The 21,137-nt window shown below is 31.6% G+C and carries 15 protein-coding genes; 4 read left to right on the top strand and 11 right to left on the bottom strand.

Annotated features, from left to right (window positions below; all coding sequences use genetic code 11):
* Positions 1-92 precede the first annotated feature (92 nt).
* Complete coding sequence (gene tatA, locus R6X41_RS09160) at positions 93-284, top strand: twin-arginine translocase TatA/TatE family subunit (RefSeq protein WP_318499515.1); 192 nt, start codon at positions 93-95, stop codon at positions 282-284.
* 72 nt (positions 285-356) lie between these two features.
* Here the strand turns inward: tatA and R6X41_RS09155 are convergent, their stop codons facing one another.
* The 3 genes from R6X41_RS09155 to R6X41_RS09145 form a co-directional block, all read right to left on the bottom strand.
* Positions 357-1,334 carry a DUF4837 family protein gene (locus R6X41_RS09155; protein ID WP_318499513.1) on the bottom strand — a complete coding sequence of 326 codons (978 nt, stop codon included), beginning with the start codon at positions 1,332-1,334 and terminating at the stop codon, positions 357-359.
* A gap of 24 nt (positions 1,335-1,358) precedes the next feature.
* Positions 1,359-2,981 carry a LysM peptidoglycan-binding domain-containing protein gene (locus tag R6X41_RS09150; RefSeq protein WP_318499511.1) on the bottom strand — a complete coding sequence of 541 codons (1,623 nt, stop codon included), beginning with the start codon at positions 2,979-2,981 and terminating at the stop codon, positions 1,359-1,361.
* Between the two features lie 114 nt (positions 2,982-3,095).
* Positions 3,096-4,283 carry a phosphoglycerate kinase gene (locus R6X41_RS09145; RefSeq protein ID WP_318499509.1) on the bottom strand — a complete coding sequence of 396 codons (1,188 nt, stop codon included), beginning with the start codon at positions 4,281-4,283 and terminating at the stop codon, positions 3,096-3,098.
* Positions 4,284-4,489: 206 nt separating this feature from the next.
* Here R6X41_RS09145 and holB point away from each other — a divergent pair, with 206 nt between their 5' ends.
* Together holB and R6X41_RS09135 are read left to right on the top strand one after the other, a co-directional pair.
* A complete protein-coding gene (gene holB, locus R6X41_RS09140) occupies positions 4,490-5,641 on the top strand; it encodes a DNA polymerase III subunit delta' (protein WP_318499507.1) in 1,152 nt (383 codons plus the stop codon).
* A 6-nt stretch (positions 5,642-5,647) separates the two neighbouring features.
* Positions 5,648-6,043, top strand: coding sequence for a DoxX family protein (locus R6X41_RS09135; RefSeq protein WP_318499505.1), 396 nt, complete (start codon positions 5,648-5,650; stop codon positions 6,041-6,043).
* A gap of 429 nt (positions 6,044-6,472) precedes the next feature.
* Here R6X41_RS09135 and R6X41_RS09130 read toward each other — a convergent pair whose 3' ends face one another.
* The 7 genes from R6X41_RS09130 to R6X41_RS09100 form a co-directional block, all read right to left on the bottom strand.
* Positions 6,473-7,333, bottom strand: a complete 861-nt coding sequence (locus R6X41_RS09130) for a DUF4249 domain-containing protein (protein ID WP_318499504.1) — start codon at positions 7,331-7,333, stop codon at positions 6,473-6,475.
* Positions 7,334-7,339: 6 nt separating this feature from the next.
* Positions 7,340-9,709: a TonB-dependent receptor gene (locus R6X41_RS09125; RefSeq protein ID WP_318499502.1), complete on the bottom strand. Its 2,370-nt coding sequence runs from the start codon at positions 9,707-9,709 to the stop codon at positions 7,340-7,342.
* Between the two features lie 215 nt (positions 9,710-9,924).
* The gene (locus R6X41_RS09120; RefSeq protein WP_318499501.1) at positions 9,925-10,437 is read right to left on the bottom strand and encodes an OmpH/Skp family outer membrane protein; all 513 of its coding nucleotides are present in this window, start codon (positions 10,435-10,437) and stop codon (positions 9,925-9,927) included.
* 230 nt (positions 10,438-10,667) lie between these two features.
* Positions 10,668-11,525, bottom strand: a complete 858-nt coding sequence (locus R6X41_RS09115; RefSeq protein ID WP_318499499.1) for a class I SAM-dependent methyltransferase — start codon at positions 11,523-11,525, stop codon at positions 10,668-10,670.
* 109 nt (positions 11,526-11,634) lie between these two features.
* The gene (gene mnmG, locus R6X41_RS09110) at positions 11,635-13,506 is read right to left on the bottom strand and encodes a tRNA uridine-5-carboxymethylaminomethyl(34) synthesis enzyme MnmG (protein ID WP_318499498.1); all 1,872 of its coding nucleotides are present in this window, start codon (positions 13,504-13,506) and stop codon (positions 11,635-11,637) included.
* 67 nt (positions 13,507-13,573) lie between these two features.
* On the bottom strand, positions 13,574-13,984 hold the full coding sequence (ybeY, locus tag R6X41_RS09105) for an rRNA maturation RNase YbeY (protein WP_318499497.1): 411 nt from the start codon (positions 13,982-13,984) through the stop codon (positions 13,574-13,576).
* A complete protein-coding gene (locus R6X41_RS09100; protein WP_318499496.1) occupies positions 13,981-17,388 on the bottom strand; it encodes a DUF4175 family protein in 3,408 nt (1,135 codons plus the stop codon). The genes ybeY and R6X41_RS09100 overlap by 4 nt, the downstream gene beginning before the upstream one ends.
* Positions 17,389-17,552: 164 nt before the next feature.
* Here R6X41_RS09100 and gltX point away from each other — a divergent pair, with 164 nt between their 5' ends.
* Positions 17,553-19,064 (top strand): glutamate--tRNA ligase, encoded by a 1,512-nt coding sequence (gene gltX, locus R6X41_RS09095; protein ID WP_318499495.1) that lies wholly within the window; start codon positions 17,553-17,555, stop codon positions 19,062-19,064.
* A gap of 97 nt (positions 19,065-19,161) precedes the next feature.
* On the opposite strand, the gene R6X41_RS09090 is transcribed toward gltX, so the two are convergent.
* Complete coding sequence (locus R6X41_RS09090; protein ID WP_318499493.1) at positions 19,162-20,973, bottom strand: T9SS type A sorting domain-containing protein; 1,812 nt, start codon at positions 20,971-20,973, stop codon at positions 19,162-19,164.
* Positions 20,974-21,137: the final 164 nt, after the last annotated feature.

Below are 21,137 nucleotides of genomic sequence, written 5' to 3'. Positions count from 1 at the left end.
TTTCATGAATGCTTTATGTTTTCCTAAAGTTATTATAATAGCATTAATATTAAACATTAATTATTACCTTTGTTTTTTAAACTCATAATAATATGATTTCTTTAGGAATATTTTTAGTTATTGGTGCTCCACAAATTATCTTAATTGTGGTTATTGTTTTATTACTTTTTGGAGGTAAAAAAATACCTGAACTTATGCGCGGATTAGGAAGTGGAATTAAAGAGTTTAAAGACGCTTCTAAAGAAGAAGAGAAAGAAGGAGAAAACAAAGACAAGAAAGAATAGTTAAATATTCGTTATACAAAAAAGCCAACAATTAATTGTTGGCTTTTTTTTTGTACATTATTTTAATGCTACTTAATCTATTTTTACAGATTTAATAATCGCATCGAGTTCCGATACATAATCTCGTTTTTCTACCGAAGGTGCAAAGGTAAATCCTTCAATAACAAGTAATCTATTATTTGCTTTATCTTCAATAATATAATTTACAAAAGGTCCAGACATAAAAGCATTTTTCACATCCCAAATACCTTTTGTTTCAATAGTAGGTTTATCATCTATAGTGGTATGAAATAAATACGGAGCGTATGCTTTCTCTGTAATCATAAACGTACCTTCTACCGGTCCAGGAATATGAACTTTTCCTATAGAATCTCTTATTTTTATAATCTGATTGACTAAACTATCATTGTCTTTAAGTGCATTCAGTGGTAACTCATATACCATGATATTCTGTGTACCAGTTGTAATGTCTTTCCTTAACCAGAAAAAATTATCCCCTTTTTCAGCTATTCTATAAGCCGATGGAAGTTCCATTTTAATACCTAGTGCTTTTTCTATAGTATCAATTTTAAGAAGTGATAATTTAATCCGACGTTGCTTTTCTTTTAATTCTTGAGACTTAAAAGCCTCTATAATCTTAGGTGCATTTGTGTTTAATTGCGCGATAACCTCATCTTGAGTTTTTCCTGAAACAACTACCACTTTTTGAGGAATAGCATATATATTTTTACCAAATTTAACTGAAGGCTTTTTATTCTCGCCAACTTCAACTCTTAGTACTATTCTGTTTTTTGTAACAAATCCGCTAAAAACTTGTGGTGGAATTTGACTTAAAGAGAATAGCGGTTCGTCTTGCGGTAAACCGTCTACAGGTGCAGCCATTGTGTTTCGGATGGCCTCCCCAACCTTTCCTTGCCATAAATCGTTATCGACCACGACAGATAGGTTATTTAGATTTCCAGAAGAGTCTGACAAAATCTTTTGTTTTTTGTCACCATTACAGCCACTAAGCACCAAAAGTGCTGATACAAAAAATAGAATTTTACGCATAATGTTCGTTTTTAAATAGAAAAATTAGCCTTTAGATAATTTTAGAGTCATCCCTGGTTTTAAACCACTACCGCTAATATCGTTCCATTCTTTTATATTATCAACAGAAATCCCAGAATATTTTTGTGCTATGCTCCATAATGAGTCTCCTTTTTTAACAATATAAGTGTTTTTCCCTGAAGGTAATACCGTTGAAGTTGCTACAGTTGCTGTCGTTGTTTTAGGTGCTGCAGTAGAGTTTCTTGGATAAATGGTTAAACGTTGTCCGATCTTTAAATCATTACTTCTTAGCCCATTCCACTGTTTTATTTGGCTAACCCTAACACTATACTTTCTTGCTATTCGTCCCAAATAGTCTCCAGACCTAACAGTATATCTCGTTTTAGTTTCCGATTCTTCAAACTGAGGTAAAGGTTTTTCACGTTCGTCAAATTCAGCTTTAGCAAAAGCATAAATCTGTTCTTCGTTAGCCACAAAAGGCCCAATAGCCTGAACAGGTAAACGCAATGTATAATTCTCTTTTGGGATGTAAGGAATAATATCTAATTTATAGGCAGGGTTTAAAAACTGAAGTTCTTCAATATTAACACCTGTAAGTTCTGAAACCTGATCTAGAGTTATCATTTGTTTCACATGAAGCGTATCTGTTTCAAGATATGCAAATTCTGGTTTAGATCTATAAAATCCTAATTCTTCAGCATTTTCAAAAATATACATCGTTGCTAAAAAAGCAGGTAAATATCCTGCGGTTTCACGAGGTAAATAACTCCTGATATTCCAATAATTTTCATATCCACCAGAACGTCTTATCGCTTTAGTAACATTTCCAGGTCCTGAATTATAAGCTGCTAATGCCAAATCCCAATCGCCAAAAATACTGTATAATTTAGATAGATATTTTGCTGCTGCTTCAGTAGATTTTAACGGATCGCTACGCTCGTCGACATAACTACTCACATCTAAGCCGTAACTTTTTCCTGTAGCATACATAAATTGCCACAAACCTGTAGCTCCAACTCTAGATTTTGCTCTCGGCTTTAAAGCCGATTCTACAATGGATAAATATTTTATTTCTAATGGAATATTGTAATTATCTAATTCGCGCTCGAACATCGGGAAGTAATATTCACTTAAAACCATTAGTTTTTGAAGCGAGTTTCTTCGGCGTTTTAAATACGATTTAATTACACTTTCTAATGCTGGATTATACTCTACATTAAAAGGCGTTTTGGCATTTAACTCTTCTAAACGTTTTTTAAGCGTGTCTGTATTTAACTCTGGATAATCAACTTCATCATAAGTGAGTTCTGTAACAGATTCGTAAATAGAATCGTATAGTGTATTGTTATATAATTCTTGCAACCAAAGTTGATCGACCATTGCAGAATACGCATGGTCTTCCATGTTTTTTAAACTTAGAGAATCAATTATGGGTTTTATTTCATGTTTATAATATGTTTTACCATCTATAATGGTATCTACATATTTTTCTCCGGAGAGCAACATATCCTCAGTTAATAGTTCTGTAACTACTACTACATCTAAGGGATCTTGATTCACTTTTACAGAGAGTGAATCTTGTGCATAAAAACAAGTGATTTGTAAAAATGCAAAATAAAAAAAATACGAATTTAGTCGTTGCTTCATCAATAAAACCATTAAGTGGATATAACGTGGAACCGGCTAAATTCGTATTTTTATACTGAAAATGAAAGTTAAAGTTGCAAAACTCTTAAACTATCATTTTTAAAATAGTATTCTCTAGTCTAAAATAGCAGCAATACCAGGTAAAGTTTTTCCTTCTAAACTTTCTAACATTGCACCACCACCGGTACTTACATAGCTCACTTTATCTTCGAAACCAAATTGTTTAACAGCAGCAACAGAATCACCTCCACCAACTAAAGAAAAGGCTCCATTTTTAGTAGCTTCTGCAATAGAATCTCCTAAAGCGATAGTTCCTTTTGCAAAGGTTGGCATTTCAAACACACCTAAAGGACCATTCCATAAAATAGTTTTACATTCTAAAACCACTTTATTAAAGTTTGCGATAGATTGTGGACCAGCATCTAAACCTTGCCATCCATCAGGAATTTTAGTTACGTCTACAATTTGAGTTTCTGCATCGTTGCTAAATGCATTTGCAGCAACAACATCTACAGGAATATGTATTTGTACATTTTTCTCTTTAGCTTTTTTCAAAATTTCCAAAGCCAATTCCATTTTATCATCTTCACAAATAGAATCTCCTACTTTACCACCTTGAGCTTTAACGAAAGTAAATGTCATACCTCCACCAATAATTAAGTGATCTACTTTATCTAAAATGTTTTCAATAATTGTAATTTTTGAAGACACTTTTGCGCCTCCTAAAATAGCTAAAACTGGCTTTTCTCCAGTTTCCATTACTTTTTGAATACTTTCAATTTCTTGAGCTAATAAATAACCAAAACATTTCTTCTCTGGAAAAAATTGAGCAACTATAGTTGTTGAAGCATGAGCTCTATGCGCAGTTCCAAAAGCATCATTTACATAGATATCTCCTAATTTAGAAAGTTGCTCAGCAAATTTTAAATCGCCAGCAGTTTCTTCTGAGTGAAAACGTAAATTTTCTAATAATAAAACTTCTCCTGGCTGAAGAGCTGCAACAGCTTTCTCTGCTTCCTCTCCTACACAGTCTGAAACCGTTTTTACAGTTACGCCTAATACATTAGAAACTTCTTCACTAATATGTTTTAAAGAAAATTCAGCTTGAACACCTTTTGGTCTTCCTAAGTGAGACATTAATACACAGCTTCCGCCATCTTCTAAAATTTTAATAATTGTAGGTTTTGCAGATACAATTCTTGTGTTATCTGTTACGTTAAAATCCTCGTCTAAAGGCACATTAAAATCTACTCTAATTAATGCTTTTTTATTATTAAAATTGAAATCATTAAGTGTTTTCATCCTAAAAAGTTTTGATGTTATTCTACAAATGTAAACAATAATAAACAGCTTTAAAACGTGTTTTTTTACGAAAACGTTTTCTATTTTAAAAGATTTTTAAAATATTGAGATTACATTACTTAAAATACCGATAAATCTAAATTTCATAATAAAAGTATACCGCATAAAATTCTTAGCCTTAATTAAAAAATATTTAGTTTTGCGACATGTTATTTAAAGATATATTAGGTCAAGATCATATTAAAAATCACTTAACGCAAAGTGTAGATAATGGTCGTATTCCACATGCTCAATTATTTGTTGGCCCGGAAGGTTGTGGCACATTACCACTAGCTATTGCCTATGCGCAATATATTTTGTGTAAAAACAACAACGGCGAAAACAATTCGGGAAACGAAACCTGTAATCTAAAATTTAATAACATTTCGCATCCAGATTTACATTTTGCATTTCCAGTAACCACTACCGGAAGTGTAAAATCGCATCCTGTTTCTAGTCATTTTTTAACGGAGTGGCGCCAATTATTAAAAGAACAACCTTACGGAAATCTTTTCGATTGGTATAAAATGCTAGGTGTCGATAATAAACAAGGACAAATTGGTGTAGACGAAGCCCAAGATATAGTAAAAGCATTGTCTTTAAAAGCGTATGAAGGCGGCTATAAAGTGATGATTATTTGGATGGCTGAAAAAATGAATGCTGCTGCAGCCAATAAATTATTGAAGTTAATCGAAGAACCGCCAAACAAGACTGTTTTTATTTTAATTGCCGAAGAAGAACAAAGTATCATTAATACGATAAGATCGCGTTGTCAAGTTTTACATTTCCCTATACTTGCCGAAGATGTAATTGTAGAAGCTCTTGTTAAAGCTTACCAAATTAAAGAATCTGAAGCAACAAAAATAGCTCATCAGTCAAATGGTAATTACAACAAGGCTTGCGATTTAGTATACCACGATTCCGAAGACACTCAATTTGAAGATTGGTTTGTACTTTGGGTTCGTAGCGCTTTTAAAGCAAAAGGGAATAAAGCAGCCATTCATGATATTGTAAATTGGAGTGAAGAAATTGCGAAAACAGGTCGTGAAACACAAAAGCAATTTTTACATTTTTGTATGGAATTTTTTCGTCAAGCGATGCTTTTAAATTACGGTGCAAACGCATTGGTTTATCTAGAACCAAAGACCACTTTTAAATTAGAAAAATTCGCGCCTTTTATTCATAGTGGTAATATTATGGATATTTATGAAGCGCTTCAAGATGCCATTTATCATATAGAACGTAACGGAAATTCGAAAATAGTTTTAACCGATTTATCGATAAAACTAACACGATTACTACACGCGAAACAAGATTAAGTCATAATGGAACATATTTTAAATCACAGTGCGGAACTGCTTATTCTTGTTTTTTTAATCATTACTTTTTTAATCAGTTTTATTGAAAAAATCACAGATTGGAAAGGTAATATTTCTTTTTTAAAATCACATTTTTCGGAAACTTTTATACTTCCGTTAATTCCAATAACACTAGTCATTATTACCATCTTAGAAGTCTTAGCTGCAGCATTTTGTAGCTTAGGTATTTTTGAACTAATCGCAGGAAAAAACACCAATTTTTCACTGCTCGGTTCCATTATTTCATGTGTTATTCTTTTACTATTTTTAATAGGGCAACGCATCGCAAAAGATTTCGATGGCGCAAGGAATATTACTATTTATTTTATGGTTTCAATTTTTGCTGTTTATCTGTTTCAATAAAGAAAAATAGCTGATTAATCTTTCTCAAAAAGTATATGTTTTTTTAGTAATTTGATCTACTCATTAAAATAGATAAATTCTATATATTTCTGTATTTATTCAGACTACTTGTTATTGGCAGTTTAAGCGAATTCTAACATAATTACATACCATCTCGACGCCGCTCGATTTGACACTAAGATTAATTAAAACACTACATACTGACAACTAGCTAATATTCAAAAAATTCAATTTATAATTTCATTTTTTTACATAATTTTAAAATTTTTAATTTTTCAAAAAAATAAAATTTATTTTAACTATTTTTCCTTTGATTACAATAGTTCACAACGTTTTTAATTTTGAACTCAGCACACAAAAAAAGCATTAAATTTTAAACCCTAAGTTCAAAAAATTAATACTTTTAAGCATATTTTTTACTGTAAAATATCACTCCCCATCATCCACAAAAGTATACGTTTCCTTAGCTGTTTCTGTAACTCTAAAAAAACCATACGGATAATTATTAGCATCAGTAATATTTATACAATTACCACGAATTTCTACAGGAGCTGGAGCAAACGGATTTCCAGAACTTCCTGATTGACTATTTAACAACTGCATAAAATTATAATACTCCTCAGAGATGTTATAAAGATTTACACTTACAGTATCTCCAGGTTCAAATTCAAAATCTTCTCCATCACCATCATCCTCTTCTTTTTCAAAAAACACATGAATTTCATTTCCATTTAAATATTCATCAGATACCGTTGTTATCGTTGGAAAGTAATCACCTTCTTCACGAAAAATTAAAAGATAAAAATTTGTCTCATCTGCTGGATCTTCAAAATAGACATTCAATTCTAAAACATCAGGATAAAACCCTTCACTTCTGGACTGAGTTACACGTGTAATATCTGTTGTAGGTAATAGTGTTTCTGTAGCTGTAAATGTTTCATCTTCATAAATCACATTTAAAGTATAGATGTCGTTTAAACCTGCTCCAAAGTTTGTTGTTGTATACTCTCCATTTAATTGATCTTCGAAAACATACAAAGCATTATCTCTTTCTCTAGTAACTGTAACTTGAGCACCAATTACTGCATTCGGATAATCTGTATCAAAAAAGGGAGTTGTTGTACTTAACTTAATAGTTTGCTGTGTTCCAAATGTTTCTTTTTGCCAATCTACAGACGCTTCTATTACAAGTCTAGGTGCTGCTGTTGGAACTTCAATATCTACGACATCCGTACATGAAATTAACGAGCTAAAAAGAATAACGAAACAAATATATATAGTGTTTTTCATGATGATTTAAAATTTGAAATTATAAGTTACAGAAGGAACAATTCCGAATATTGCAGTTCGTGTCGCTTCATTTGCACCGGTTTCTAAATTTTGTCCGAAGGAAATTGATGCCGCATTTTTACGATCGTACACATTATAAATACTAAACACCCACTCGCCTTTCCATTTTGCATTTGGCTTATTTTGGGGAGTTAAAGTCGCTGCAAGATCTAGTCGGTTGTAAGCTGGTAATCGGTTTGCATTTCGTAAATCGTATACTGGAATTGATAGATCTTCATACTCGTATTGCCCAACAGGATAAGTTGTTGGTCGACCGGTTTGAAAAATAAAATTACTACTAAAACTCCATTTTTCTGACAACTCATATGCTCCTGTTAACGTTATATCATGTGTTCTATCGTAAGATGTATCGTACCATTCACCCTTATTAATTCCGGGACCACCAGCATTTCCACCGGGTGTTTTTTGTTCAGATTTAGAAAGTGTATATGCCAACCAGCCTGTTAAACGGCCTCTGTTTTTTCGCAATGAAATTTCTAATCCATACGCTCTAGATTCGCCTTCTAAAATTTGGGTTTCAATATTATTATTAGCTATTAAATTAGAACCATCAATATAATCTATTCTGTTTGCTACCGTTTTATAATACGCTTCTGTTTCTATTGTAAATAATCCGTTTGTAAGCTCTTTAAAATACCCCACAGAATATTGATTTGCCATTTGGGGATCTATATATGTTCCACTAGGTGTCCACACATCTAAAGGCGTTGCATTTGCTGTATTCGACAATAAATGCAGGTATTGAGCGACTCTAGAAAACCCTAATTTTACAGAAGCTGTTTTATTTAACTGGTAAGCCAACCCTAAACGTGGTTCAAAATTCGAAAATGTCTTTATAGATTCTCCTCTAGAATAATCGATTTCTCCTGTTGTAACCCCTTCTTGATAAATCCCTATTGATTCATTATATACCACAGGCAAATCATTCTCATAAGTTGCCATTGGTTGCCCACCTAAACGATTAAAGTAACTAAAACGCAATCCTAACTGAACGTTTAATTCATCTGAAAATTTGTGTTCGACATTCACGTAAGCACCACCCTCGAAAGCACGTTTTTTATCTAAAATATCTTCATTAATAGAAGAACTTTCATCGGTTGGTTTAACTTCTCCCGGATTAAAATCATAATTAATTCCACTCACTCCAAAATCTATAACTGTACTATTATTTAGATAATATTTAAAATCGTATTTAACATTGAAATTTTTAATATCAGACACCCAATCTAAACCTATAAAATCGAGAGTTAATCCATAATTATACTTACTGTAGACTAAAGATAAATTTGAAAAAAGCTTATCATTAAAAACATGATTCCAACGTAAATTAAAGGTGCTATTCCCATATGAATTTTGAAAAGAATCAGAAAAATTTAAAATATCTCGTCCGAAATACCCTGATATATACAATTTATTATTCTGATTGATTTCATAATTACCCTTTGCATTTAAATCATAAAAGTAAGCGGTGTTATCTTGCTGAGCGAACTTTAAAAACAGATGTGCATAAGATGCACGTCCAGCAACAATAAAAGATCCTTTATTCTTTAATATTGGCCCTTCTGCTGCAAGTCGGCTTGAAATTAAGCCAATTCCGCCCGTTAGATGAAAATCCTTACTATTCCCATCTTTCTGACGTATTTCGAGCACAGAAGATACGCGACCACCATAATTAGATGGAATATTACCTTTGTAAAGTTTCACATCTTTAACAACATCGGCATTAAATATAGAGAAAAAACCAAATAAGTGAGATTCGTTAAAAATAATAGCTTCATCTAAAAGCACTAAGTTCTGATCTGTTGCTCCTCCCCTTACATTAAAACCGTTAGAACCTTCACCGTTACTAGTTACACCAGGTAACAATTGTATTGATTTTATTAAATCTACTTCACCTAAAACAGCTGGCATTTTTTTAATTGTTGAACTTTTAAGTACTGAAACACTCATCTGAGGATCTCGAAGATTTACTTTTTCAGATTCATCTGCGGTAATAACAACTTCATCTAAAGCAGTGGTATCTTCTTCCAATTCTATTGACACATTTTGATTTCCATCTAATAGAATTTCTTTATAAGTTGTGACGTATCCTATATAAGAAACCACAAGAGTGTAATTTCCTTTTGGTGCAGACAAGGAGTAAAATCCGTAGGCATTAGTTATAGAACCATTACTCGAATTCTCTAAATATACAGAAGCACCAAAAACAGATTCTCCGTTAGCAAAATCTTTCACAGTTCCGCTTATTGAGAAGTTTTCTTGGGAGTACATAATCGCACTAAATAGTAAAAAGCAAACACTAAGTGTCGTTTTCATAATATTGGTTGATGTTAAATTTCTAATACAAAACAAGTGAATTTATATTTAATTACACAGATAAATATCGCTCAAGACACTGAATTATTGCAATTAAAAATCACATTATAATTTATAGTTAACAATAGCTTTATAAAGTTTACTAATAGTTAGACATAAAAAAAGTCAAACACGAAATTCATGTTTGACTTTTTTTTATAAAATTATAAATAGACTTATTTCGAATACGTATCGTTTAAAGCTTTAACAAGTACTTCTGTTAAATCGTCTCCATCTTTTCCGTACATAACACTACCTGCATCATTACTTCCTAAAATAAAATCGTACGCATTTGTTTTTCCGTAATCTTTCACAAATGTTCTTACTTTAGAAATTAAAGAATCTATTTCTTGTTGACTCTCTGCAGACATTTGTTGCTCTGTCATTTGTATTTGTTGTTGCAACATTTGTTGCTTTTGTCCTAACTGTTGGTAACGCTCTTGAGCTTTATCTTGAGGCATAGAACTTGCTTGGGCTTGAAATTCTTGATATTCTGCTTGAAAAGATTGAGATAAACTATCAATAGTTTTACTTGATTTCTCAATCATTGCTTTGTATTTCGCTTCAACATCAATTTTTTCTTGATATTCATTTATTAATTTAGAATTGTCTACAAATCCAATTTTTTTCGATTCCTGACAAGAAGCCATAGTAATAAGCGTAATTACTAATAAAGATATTTTTTTCATTTTATTTTAAAATTTATTTCTGAAACAAAAATAGAAAAGTTAAGCAAATAATTCAGAACAAAATTCGCTAATACGTAATCATCACAGTTATTTATAGTAATTTAAAATTAAATAAATTTTAACTATTGAAAACAAGCTTACTAGAAGCTGTATTAGATTAAATCACAAAAAAGACAAACTCTAACACGTAAACCTAATAAAAAGCCCTAAAATCGCTTTAAATTGATTTTTTACTCGTTTTTGGCCACATAAATCAATGAAGAGTATTCTCCAGACTGTTTTGCTTTTAAATTTGATTGTAAACCAATTTTAAGAGCTTTAATATAATTCATCTTCCCTGTTTTATATTTTTCAGAAAGTAAACACACATAAAACGCATCGAAAATCATAGGGAATGTTTTCGCAACTTTAAATTGTTGCTTCTCTAGAAGTTTCGAAATTCCCGTTTGAGAAAAATGCCAAAGATGTCTTGGCACATCGAACGCTGCCCAAAACGATTTATAATATATAGCATCGTAACTCTTAAAGTTTGGAACTGCTATAATTAAAACACCTTTTGGTTTTAAAAGTCTTTTATAGTTTGCAATATGAGTATCTAAGTTTGGCAAATGCTCTAATACATGCCAAAGCGTAATCACATCAAAACTATTATTTTTTAGAGTTTCTATTTTAGAAGTATCATAAACATTATTTCCTACTTTTTTAAGAGCCAATTCTCGCGCATCGCTATCTGGTTCTACCCCGCAAACTTGCCAACCATTTGTTTTTGCAACCTGCAGAAAATCTCCTGTACCGCAACCAACATCTAATAGAAATTTCTCTGTTGTGATAAAACTATTAATAAGATTTAGTTTTCGTTTTAAAGCAATTCCTTTTACAACGTGATATGCTTTTTCAAACAGATTACGTTTTGAATCTGTATGCGAAATGTAATCTTCACTTTTATAATATCGGCCTAATTGATTTTCCTTAGGCTGCGGTGAAGTCACTAAAATATCAAGATTGCTATCTTGAATTAATTCAAAATATTCTCCAGAAACAGAATAATCTTTACACTTTAAATACACCTTGTTTACTATTTTATTCATGAACAATACTAATTGAATCTTTACTCTAAGAATTTTAATTTTTAGATTATCTCTATTTTTTGATTTATTAGCGATTAACAATTATAATGTTCCACGTGGAACATTATAATTATCTACCCATATAAACAAGTAATACAGAAACGTCGTTTGGCGAAACACCACTAATTCTTGACGCTTGAGATATACTTGTAGGTTGAATTTTTTTAAGTTTTTCTCGTGCTTCAAAACTCATTGATTTAATTTGAGAATAATCGTAATTCGCTGGGATTTTAATATCTTCTAAACGTGTTAGCTTATCAGCATTATTTTTCTCCTTTTCTATATACCCAGAATACTTAACTTGAATTTCTGTTTGCTCTATTATCTCACGATCTAATTCGTGTTCTTGAATATAATTTTCAACTTCTTCGATTTTACGCACATCATCCATTTCAATATTTGGTCGCGCAAATACTTTAAATAATTTTCCAGATTGATTAACAACTGCAGATTCTTTACTTTCTAAAATTGGATTCACAACTTCTGGTTTAACACTGAAATCTTTAAAAAACTGAACAAATTTATCAGACTTATTATGCTTATCCTCCATTCTAATTAAACGATCTTTAGAAGCTAAACCTAGTTCATATCCTTTTGGCGTTAATCTAAAATCAGCATTATCTTGTCTAAGCAATGTTCTATATTCCGCACGAGAAGTAAACATTCTATAAGGTTCCTCTGTACCTTTTGTAATAAGATCATCTATTAAAACACCAATATAAGCTTCATTACGTTTTAGCACAAATTCATCTCTTTCTTGAACCTTAAGACTTGCATTTATACCCGCCATTAAACCTTGAGACGCTGCTTCTTCATACCCTGTAGTTCCGTTAATCTGACCTGCAAAATATAAACCATCAATTAACTTTGTTTCCAAGGTATGTTTTAATTGTGTAGGCGGAAAATAATCGTATTCTATAGCATAACCAGGTCTGAAGAATTTTACTTTTTCAAAACCAACTACAGAACGCAACGCTTTAAATTGAACATCTTCAGGAAGCGAAGTAGAAAAACCATTTACATACACCTCACATGTATTCCATCCTTCTGGTTCAATAAATAACTGATGACGATCTTTATCTGCAAAACGATTAATCTTATCTTCTATAGATGGACAATAACGTGGCCCTAAACTTTTAATTCTACCATTAAACATTGGCGAACGATCGAAGCCTTCACGAAGCAAATCATGAACCAACAAACTCGTATAGGTCATATAACAAGACCTCTGGTTTGTTAAGGGTTTTGTTATCTTAGAATAGGAAAATTTTTCAGGAATTTCGTCTCCCGGTTGTTCTACCATTTTAGAATAATCTAAAGAACGACCATCAACTCTTGGAGGTGTCCCCGTCTTCATTCTACCAGATTGAAAACCTAAATCTACTAGCTGCTCTGTAATTCCAGTAGCTGCTCTTTCACCAGCTCTTCCTCCACCAAAATTCTTATCACCAATATGAATTAATCCATTTAAAAAAGTTCCATTTGTAAGCACAACAGACTTAGCCCGAACTTCAATTCCTAAAGAGGTTTTAACACCAGCAATCTTACCACCTTCTATAATTAAACCGGAAACCATATCTTGATAGAAATCCAAATTAGGTGTACCTTCCAACATCATTCTCCAATCTTCAGCAAAACGCATACGATCACTCTGTACTCTTGGACTCCACATTGCAGGTCCTTTAGACTTATTAAGCATCTTAAATTGAATGGCGGAAGTATCACTTACAATACCACTATAACCACCCAAAGCATCAATCTCTCTTACAATTTGACCTTTAGCAATTCCACCCATCGCAGGGTTACAAGACATTTGTGCAATGTTTTGTAAATTCATTGTAATTAACAATGTACTACTCCCCATATTTGCAGCCGATGCAGCAGCTTCACTACCAGCATGACCTGCTCCAACAACAATTACATCGTAAACTTTATCAAACATTTAAATTCAATTTAATATTAAACTTTTTACATTGTTCCACGTGGAACATTAACAGAAATAAGGACTTTTAAACAACTTTAGAAAGATAATAATCTTCCTTAGTTCGCATTAATTCAGCATCAGATTCTGTTTTATCTTTATAGCCGCAGTAGTGTAAAACACCATGTATTATAACCCTGTTAATTTCATCTTGAAACTCAGTTTTATAATCTAAAGCATTTTCCCTAACACGTTCTACAGAAATATAAATATCGCCATGTAATTCCTTACCTATGCAATAATCAAAACTAATAACATCTGTTAAAGTATCATGATCTAAAAACTCGACATTCAATTTATGAAGATACTCGTCATCACAAAAAATATAATTAATTTCGCCCTCCTTAAATCCTTCTTCTATAATAGTCGTAATAATCCAATTAGATAACGCATCTTCATTACCTAAGTCAAAATCTGTTTCGTAATTAAAATATATCATTCTTCGTTATTAAAATACTGTTTCACTTTATACTTAAAACTATTTTGCAAAGGTAGGACTTGTCTATTTAATATCTCAGTAGTATTAAAATATTGTTTGGCTTGTGGTAATTTATCTGAAGTGCTATTTAAAAACGTATTTCCATTAGATTTTGATTCACGTTTATTATCCTGTTCTTGCTGAAAAGTAGCGTCTTGAAGTTTCAATAACTGATGCTCGAAATTAAGCATTTTCTCCAAGGTCTTCTGAGTAAACCCATCGTTTAAAAGTTCCATTTCGACATCTTCCATATCCCTTAATAAACGATATCCGTCTGGTAATAATCCTTCCTTAGCTAAGCGTTCTTCTAACTGATTTCTCAATTCTTGCTGACGTTGGTAAATGCCAAATAAATCGCCACTCATACCTTCTTTAGACTCACTGCCTTCACCCTGCTTATTACCTTTTCCTTTTTCATTATTAGTACCATTTTCTCCTTCAGAACCCGTTTTACCACCTTCACCAGACTCGCCTTCTTTACCATCTTTAGAGCCTTCCTGCTCTCCTTCTCCTTGGGTTTTGTTACCCATTTGCTTATTCAATTGTTGCTGACTCATAATAATATCTTGAAGTTGACCTTCAGACTGACCAGATTTTTTTCCTTCTGAACCTTGCCCAGCAGAAGACGCGGAGTTCAATTGATCCTCCATATTATCTAACATATTACTTAATAAATCTGCTAAAACATTAGCAGAAGTAAAAACGTATTGTTGTGATGCTACACCTTGATAAACCTGATTTTCAGAAAACTCAATAAGTGATTCATCCAAGTAATAAAAGATACTAGTAACTTCTGTATTAACTTTCTCAGACAACATAGGTTGACGAAGAGATAATGAAAACAAACTATCATCTACATGTTCAAAATATTCCCGTAAAGTATGCTGCTTACGTAAATGTGTAGCATAACTATTTCCGTTAGTTTCTACACTTTTAAAAACATTCATTAACCGTTCTTCATCAAAGGAGAATATTAAAAGATTATCAAGTATCTGACGTAACATTTCAGCATCTTCTTCCATTTGTTCTCCGCCATCCATCTGCATAGATTGTTGCATGGACTGACTCATTTCTTTCATTTTCTCACCTGAACGTTTCTGTTTCTGTTGTCCTTGTTTTTCAGAATTCTTCTGCTCACTAGGACTTTGTTGTTGGGATTCACTTTTCTTTAAATCGTCTGAAGCTTCCTTTTGAAGTGCGTCAATCTCATCTTCTGACTTTTGGTTTCTAGGTAATTCCATAGGTTTTTTTAAACCCTTGTTTTCTGTATTCAAGGCATCCAACTCCATTTGAAATTCTTTAAATTTGGAATTTAATTCATCTTGTTTTTCTGATGTATTTTCTTCTTTAGTTTTTTCTGATTGTTTAATTTGTTCATCGGCTAAAGTTTCTAAATCATCCTGCAATTTTTCCATCTTTTTTTGAACATAAAACCGCTTAGTTAATTCTACCAACTGTTCTAAACTTCTCTTCTGTCTTTTATTTTGTTTACTTAAATATTTAAACTTTTTAGCTAACTCTTCATCACTAATTTTATCTTGTAATTTCTCTAATTCTTTTAAAAGACGTTCATCTTGTTCTAACTTTTCTTCATTCTCTTTTAACCTTTTTTCAAGTTGCTCTAATTGAGGATCAGTTTCTTGATTATCTTTTTTAAATTCTTCTAAATTATCTTGAAACTCCTTATTGAAATTCTTCATCAACTTTTCTTGTTGTTTCTGACGTTTCAAAACATCTTCAATTTTCTTTTTATCGTTAAAACTTAAGCTCTTTTTTGTCTTCTGCGATTTAGAAATATCATCAAGTAATTTTTCGTTTTCATCGAACTTCTCTAATGAATTATTTAAGTCTTGAATTGTATTTCGTTGTTGTTCTAATTGGCTATTTTTCTTTTCACTTTTGGTTTCTTCACGATACTTAAAAACTTCACTCTTTGTGCGTTTAAAATGATGTAATTCATCATTATCAAAAACCTCAAAATACAAATTGTAAGAGACACCTTCTTGTAGTTGTAATTGATTTGGAAAAGCAGTTAAAAATTCATCAACATTGGTTTTAGAAATCGGTATTGAAACCGTTTGCAGTTCATTATTTTTATTACTTTCAAAGTAAACTAAGTTTACCTTTCGAAGACCATAATCGTCACTTACTTGCCCTTTAAAATATAGCGTTTGTAAATCCACGGTATCCCTAACCATTTCAATTCTTAATTCAGGAAATTGATCCTTTATAACATCTATAGAAAAACTTAAATTTTCATAGTTCTGAAGGTGTTTGTTACTCGTACTTAAACTGTAATTAAAATTTGAAATTACCGCTTTAGAAACTTCAAAAGAATGTTCATCAATCTTTTTAAAAGCAATCGTGTCGTTTGAAAATATATGTACGTTATCTGTAGATTTGGTATTCAATTTCCATGTGACTTTTGTCCCTTCTGGAACTATTGCATTTCCAGTACTTTTTAAAATTTCATCAGATTTTTGAGTATAGTTGGGGTAATCTAAAACCATGTCGAAACCTAATAATGTAGGAACCTCAACTACAGATAATTCATAAGGTTTAGAACTTACGCCATTAGCATATAATTGAAATGTGATATTAGATTTAGGACTACTAAAAACATATTCGAACTCACCAGAGCCTTTATTTTGTAAAATATATGTTTCGTTATTAAATCTAATTTCAGCCTGTTCTGGAATAACACTACCAGCAGTATTTACCTGAAGTTTAAAATCTTTATTTTCTATGCCATTCAAGTTTTCATTGAGTACAAAAAACTGAAAAGGAGCTGGTGGCTCATATGCTGTTTTATAATCTACAACACGTTTATAACTATCTGTAAACCAATTTATTTTCCCCAATAGCACAACTAATAAAATTAGAAAAACAGGAAGAACAGCATATTTTAAATACGAGATATTCTTATTAAAATTAATTGCTAATTTAAAAGGTACAGGACTTAATTCTGAAGCTTTTTGATTGATACTAGCTAACAATAATTCAGATTTTGAAGTATCGTTATGAAGCTGAAGCACATTTAATAATTTATCGTTTACCTCGGAAAAATGATTCCCAATTAGTTTAGATGCATCTTCGTAATTAATACCTTTTTGAAGTTTGAATAATTTACTAATTGGAAGCAAAATAAACTTCACAAAAAGAAGAGTTTCAAACAAAACAAATACCCAAAATAAAATAGCACGAGCCATTGGGCTTAACCATAAAAAATGTTCGACCAAAAGGGTAATCAATAAATATAAAAGGCCGATAGAAAAAAACAAAATGGCACCTTTGATAAGTTCGTTTATATAATAACGTCTTATAAAGCCTTCAAGCTTATTTACTATTAATTTAAAATTATCCAATCTAACGTGTATTTAACCAACTAATTTACAACAATAATTCTAGCTGTAATAAAGTACAAATGTAACATTCTGTTAAAATGAAATTTACAAAATGATTATCTCTTTTATAAAATCTTTCATCTTTACACATATCACAGTATCTTTGCAGTCTTAAATAAAAAAACATGACTAAAAATGTTCGTGTGCGTTTTGCACCAAGCCCAACAGGACCACTTCATATAGGTGGTGTTCGTACAGCTTTATTCAACTATTTATTTGCTAAAAAACATAACGGAACTTTTGTTTTACGTATTGAAGATACCGATCAAAACAGATATGTAGAAGGTGCCGAAAATTATATTGTTGACGCCTTAAATTGGTGTAATATTCCTTTTGATGAAGGTCCAGGAAAAAATGAAAAATTTGGTCCTTACAGACAAAGCGAACGTAAAGAAATATATAAAGCTTACGCTGAAGAATTAATAACTTCTGGAAATGCCTATTACGCTTTCGATACTGCTGAATCTTTAGATTTTCATAGAAAGGATCACGAAGAAAAAGGAAAAACATTTATTTATAACTGGCATAATCGTTTAAAATTAAGTAACTCTTTGTCACTATCTTCAGAAGATGTTAAGCAAAAATTAGATGCAGGCGAAGATTATGTCATCCGATTTAAATCACCTCAAGATGAAACACTTCATTTAAAAGATATGATTCGTGGCGATATAAAAATCGATACTAATGTTTTAGATGACAAAGTGTTGTTTAAAAGTGACGGGATGCCAACTTATCATTTAGCGAATATTGTAGACGACCATTTAATGGAAATCTCTCATGTTATTCGTGGTGAAGAATGGTTACCTTCTCTTGCTTTACACTATCAATTATATAAAGCATTTGGTTGGGAATCTCCTGAATTTGCACATTTACCATTAATTTTAAAACCTACAGGAAAAGGGAAATTAAGCAAGCGTGATGGCGATAAATTAGGATTCCCAGTATTTCCTTTAGAATGGATTGACCCGAAAACAAACGATGTTTCACGTGGTTACAAAGAAGATGGTTATTTTGCTGAAGCTATGATTAATTTCTTAGCCTTTTTAGGATGGAATCCAGGAACAGAACAAGAATTATTTAGCTTAGACGAACTTATTGAAGCATTCGATATAGAACGTGTACATAAAGCTGGAGCACGTTTCGATCCAGACAAAATAAAATGGTTTAATCACCATTATATGCAAGAACAACATAATTACGAACTTGCAGAAGCATTTAAAGCACAACGCGAAGAATTAAAAGACATCGATGTGGAATACATCTCTATGGCTGTTAATTTAATTAAAGAACGTGCCACCTTTATTTCAGATTTATGGGATTTAAGTCACTTCTTTTTCGAAGCTCCAAATACTTACGACGAAAAGGCTTATAAAAAAGCGGTTAAAGAAGACACCAGAGAGCTTATAAGCGAATTAGCTACACGCATTAACGCTATTGAAGATTTCTCTACAGAGATGCTTCAAAACAATATAAAAGGATGGATAACATCTAAAGAAATAGGTTTTGGAAAAGTAATGATGCCTTTACGATTAGCATTGGTTGGAGCTTTACAAGGTCCTGACGTTTTCGACATTATGTTTATGATTGGAAAACAAGAATCTATTCAGCGTATCGAAAATCTGGCAACAGGTATTTAATACTAAATCCATTCAAAATAATGGGTTTAAACTTATAGAATATAACATAAAAAAAGCGCGTATTAAACGCGCTTTTTTTTGCACTATTTTGAATTGGTTACTGTTTAATAAATTTAAAATTAGTTGCATAATCTTTAAATGAAACTAGATATAAACCATTTGCTAAACTGGAAACATTTACAGTATTATTAGATCTTGTAATTGTATGACTTAAAACCTTTTGACCCATTAAATTATAAATACTAATTTGATGTTCGTTACTTATATTCTTGAAAGCTATAACATCAGAAGCTGGATTAGGATAGATTTTAATACTAGTAAATTCATTTTCGTCTACACTTAAACTAGAACACTCAAACGCTTCTACTCCATAACCTCTATCGTTAAAAATAGTGGTTAAATATTCAATATCGCCACAAGCTAAATCCATATCAACTGCAGCTTGTCGAATGGCTGCTATAGCTTCTGCCTGATTAGTTTTATTACTCGTCATAGACAAACCTTCTAAAACAATTTTATCTGTAGTTTCTTTTCCTAAAAACTCCCATACTTCCATCAAGGTGCTTGCAAAAATTTGTCCATCTTTATGAATTTTTCCTATCAACCCTTCAGGATATTTTACATCGTAATTTGTAATGCGTCCGCTCCAAAATTCATTATGTCCATCCCATTTAAATAAGTTATTATAAGATGTATTAGATCTAGAACTGTTAGAACTTTCTAAACCTCTACTGTAAGATTGTGCCCAATAATCGCCAAAGCCTTCACTTAAACCTTCAACCTGAGAAATACTTCCTCTTATTAACCATTCGTGAATACCATGTCCTAATTCGTGAACAATCACATCTGCATCTTCACCATCGTCTACACCACCTATTCCAAATTTTAAAACTCCTCCACCATAAGATGAATTATCTGAACCATTAAAGGCATGCGGGTCGTAATAAATAATACCATCATTAAAAATAGATTTTAAAGGGATCCCTAAGGTTTCATTTATATATCTCATATTTTTATCTATATGATAATATGCATTTACGGCTTCAAAACCATCTTGATCTCTAGTAAAACTAAAGTCTGGAGAGTCTTGTTCAAACAATCCTGTTTCTGGATCTTGAATATCTTTAATTTCTAAATATTCACCTTTCAACTTATAAACACCATCTACACTATTTAAAATATTAAAAGAAACATCTGTTCTAGCATTGTTTAAAAACACGTTTGTACTGTCGTTATTATCTGTAAAATTTCCACCGTAAACTTCATTTGTAACCGATAATGGATCTGGATTAAAAATCTTTCCTTTGGCCTGAATAGTAGGTTCTGTGCTTGCTTCCATTTTTTCATGACCATCATCATGACCGTGATGATAATGTGCAATGTCAGTCTTGCTTATAATTTTAGCAGTATTGGCATCTATTATAGTTTCCCAATATCCGTTTAATGTTTTAGAATTTGTAGTCACACGATATACCAATTGGGTTGTACCGTTATTATTATATACAAAAAGTTTAGATTCCTTTTGAGTTATAGTACCTTCTATACCTAAAGATTTAGCAGCTAAACTAACTGCTTGTTCAGAAGTTATATTTGGAGTTGTATTTATACTTGAAATAGAATTGTCGAAAGAACCAGAATGAAAAGTCACTTCACTATTTGGTGAAACATGAACTGCAATATTAGCATCGTAAACAGGAACATTATTTACATATTGACCATATCTGAAGGTTTCTCCAGATGCGCCAACTTGATTAAATTCCTTTCTAAGTTCGTAGGTTTTTTGGGATTGAAGTTCAATAAAATTAGAATTTAACCAGGCCGAAGCAATTGTTTCATTTTGGTTTTGTGAGTAGGTAATTTGGGTTGAACAAATTACAATACCAATCAGAGTTAAAATTCTGTGAATCATGGTTGTAGATTTGATTAATAGCAGTTCAAATATATTATATTAGTTGCATATCATAGAGTTACAGGGCTTTAAAACGTTGAATTGGAATTTTTAAAGGGTGAATGAAAATATTGAAGCAGTTCATCTAAGAAATCTGCATTTAAAATTTTATAAATTCATAAAAA

Origin of the sequence: Formosa sejongensis (assembly GCF_033447105.1) — a bacterium.
In the GTDB taxonomy this organism is placed as follows: domain Bacteria; phylum Bacteroidota; class Bacteroidia; order Flavobacteriales; family Flavobacteriaceae; genus Formosa.
Note: the sequence above shows the minus strand (reverse complement) of the source record. Positions and strands in the feature narration are given on the sequence as shown.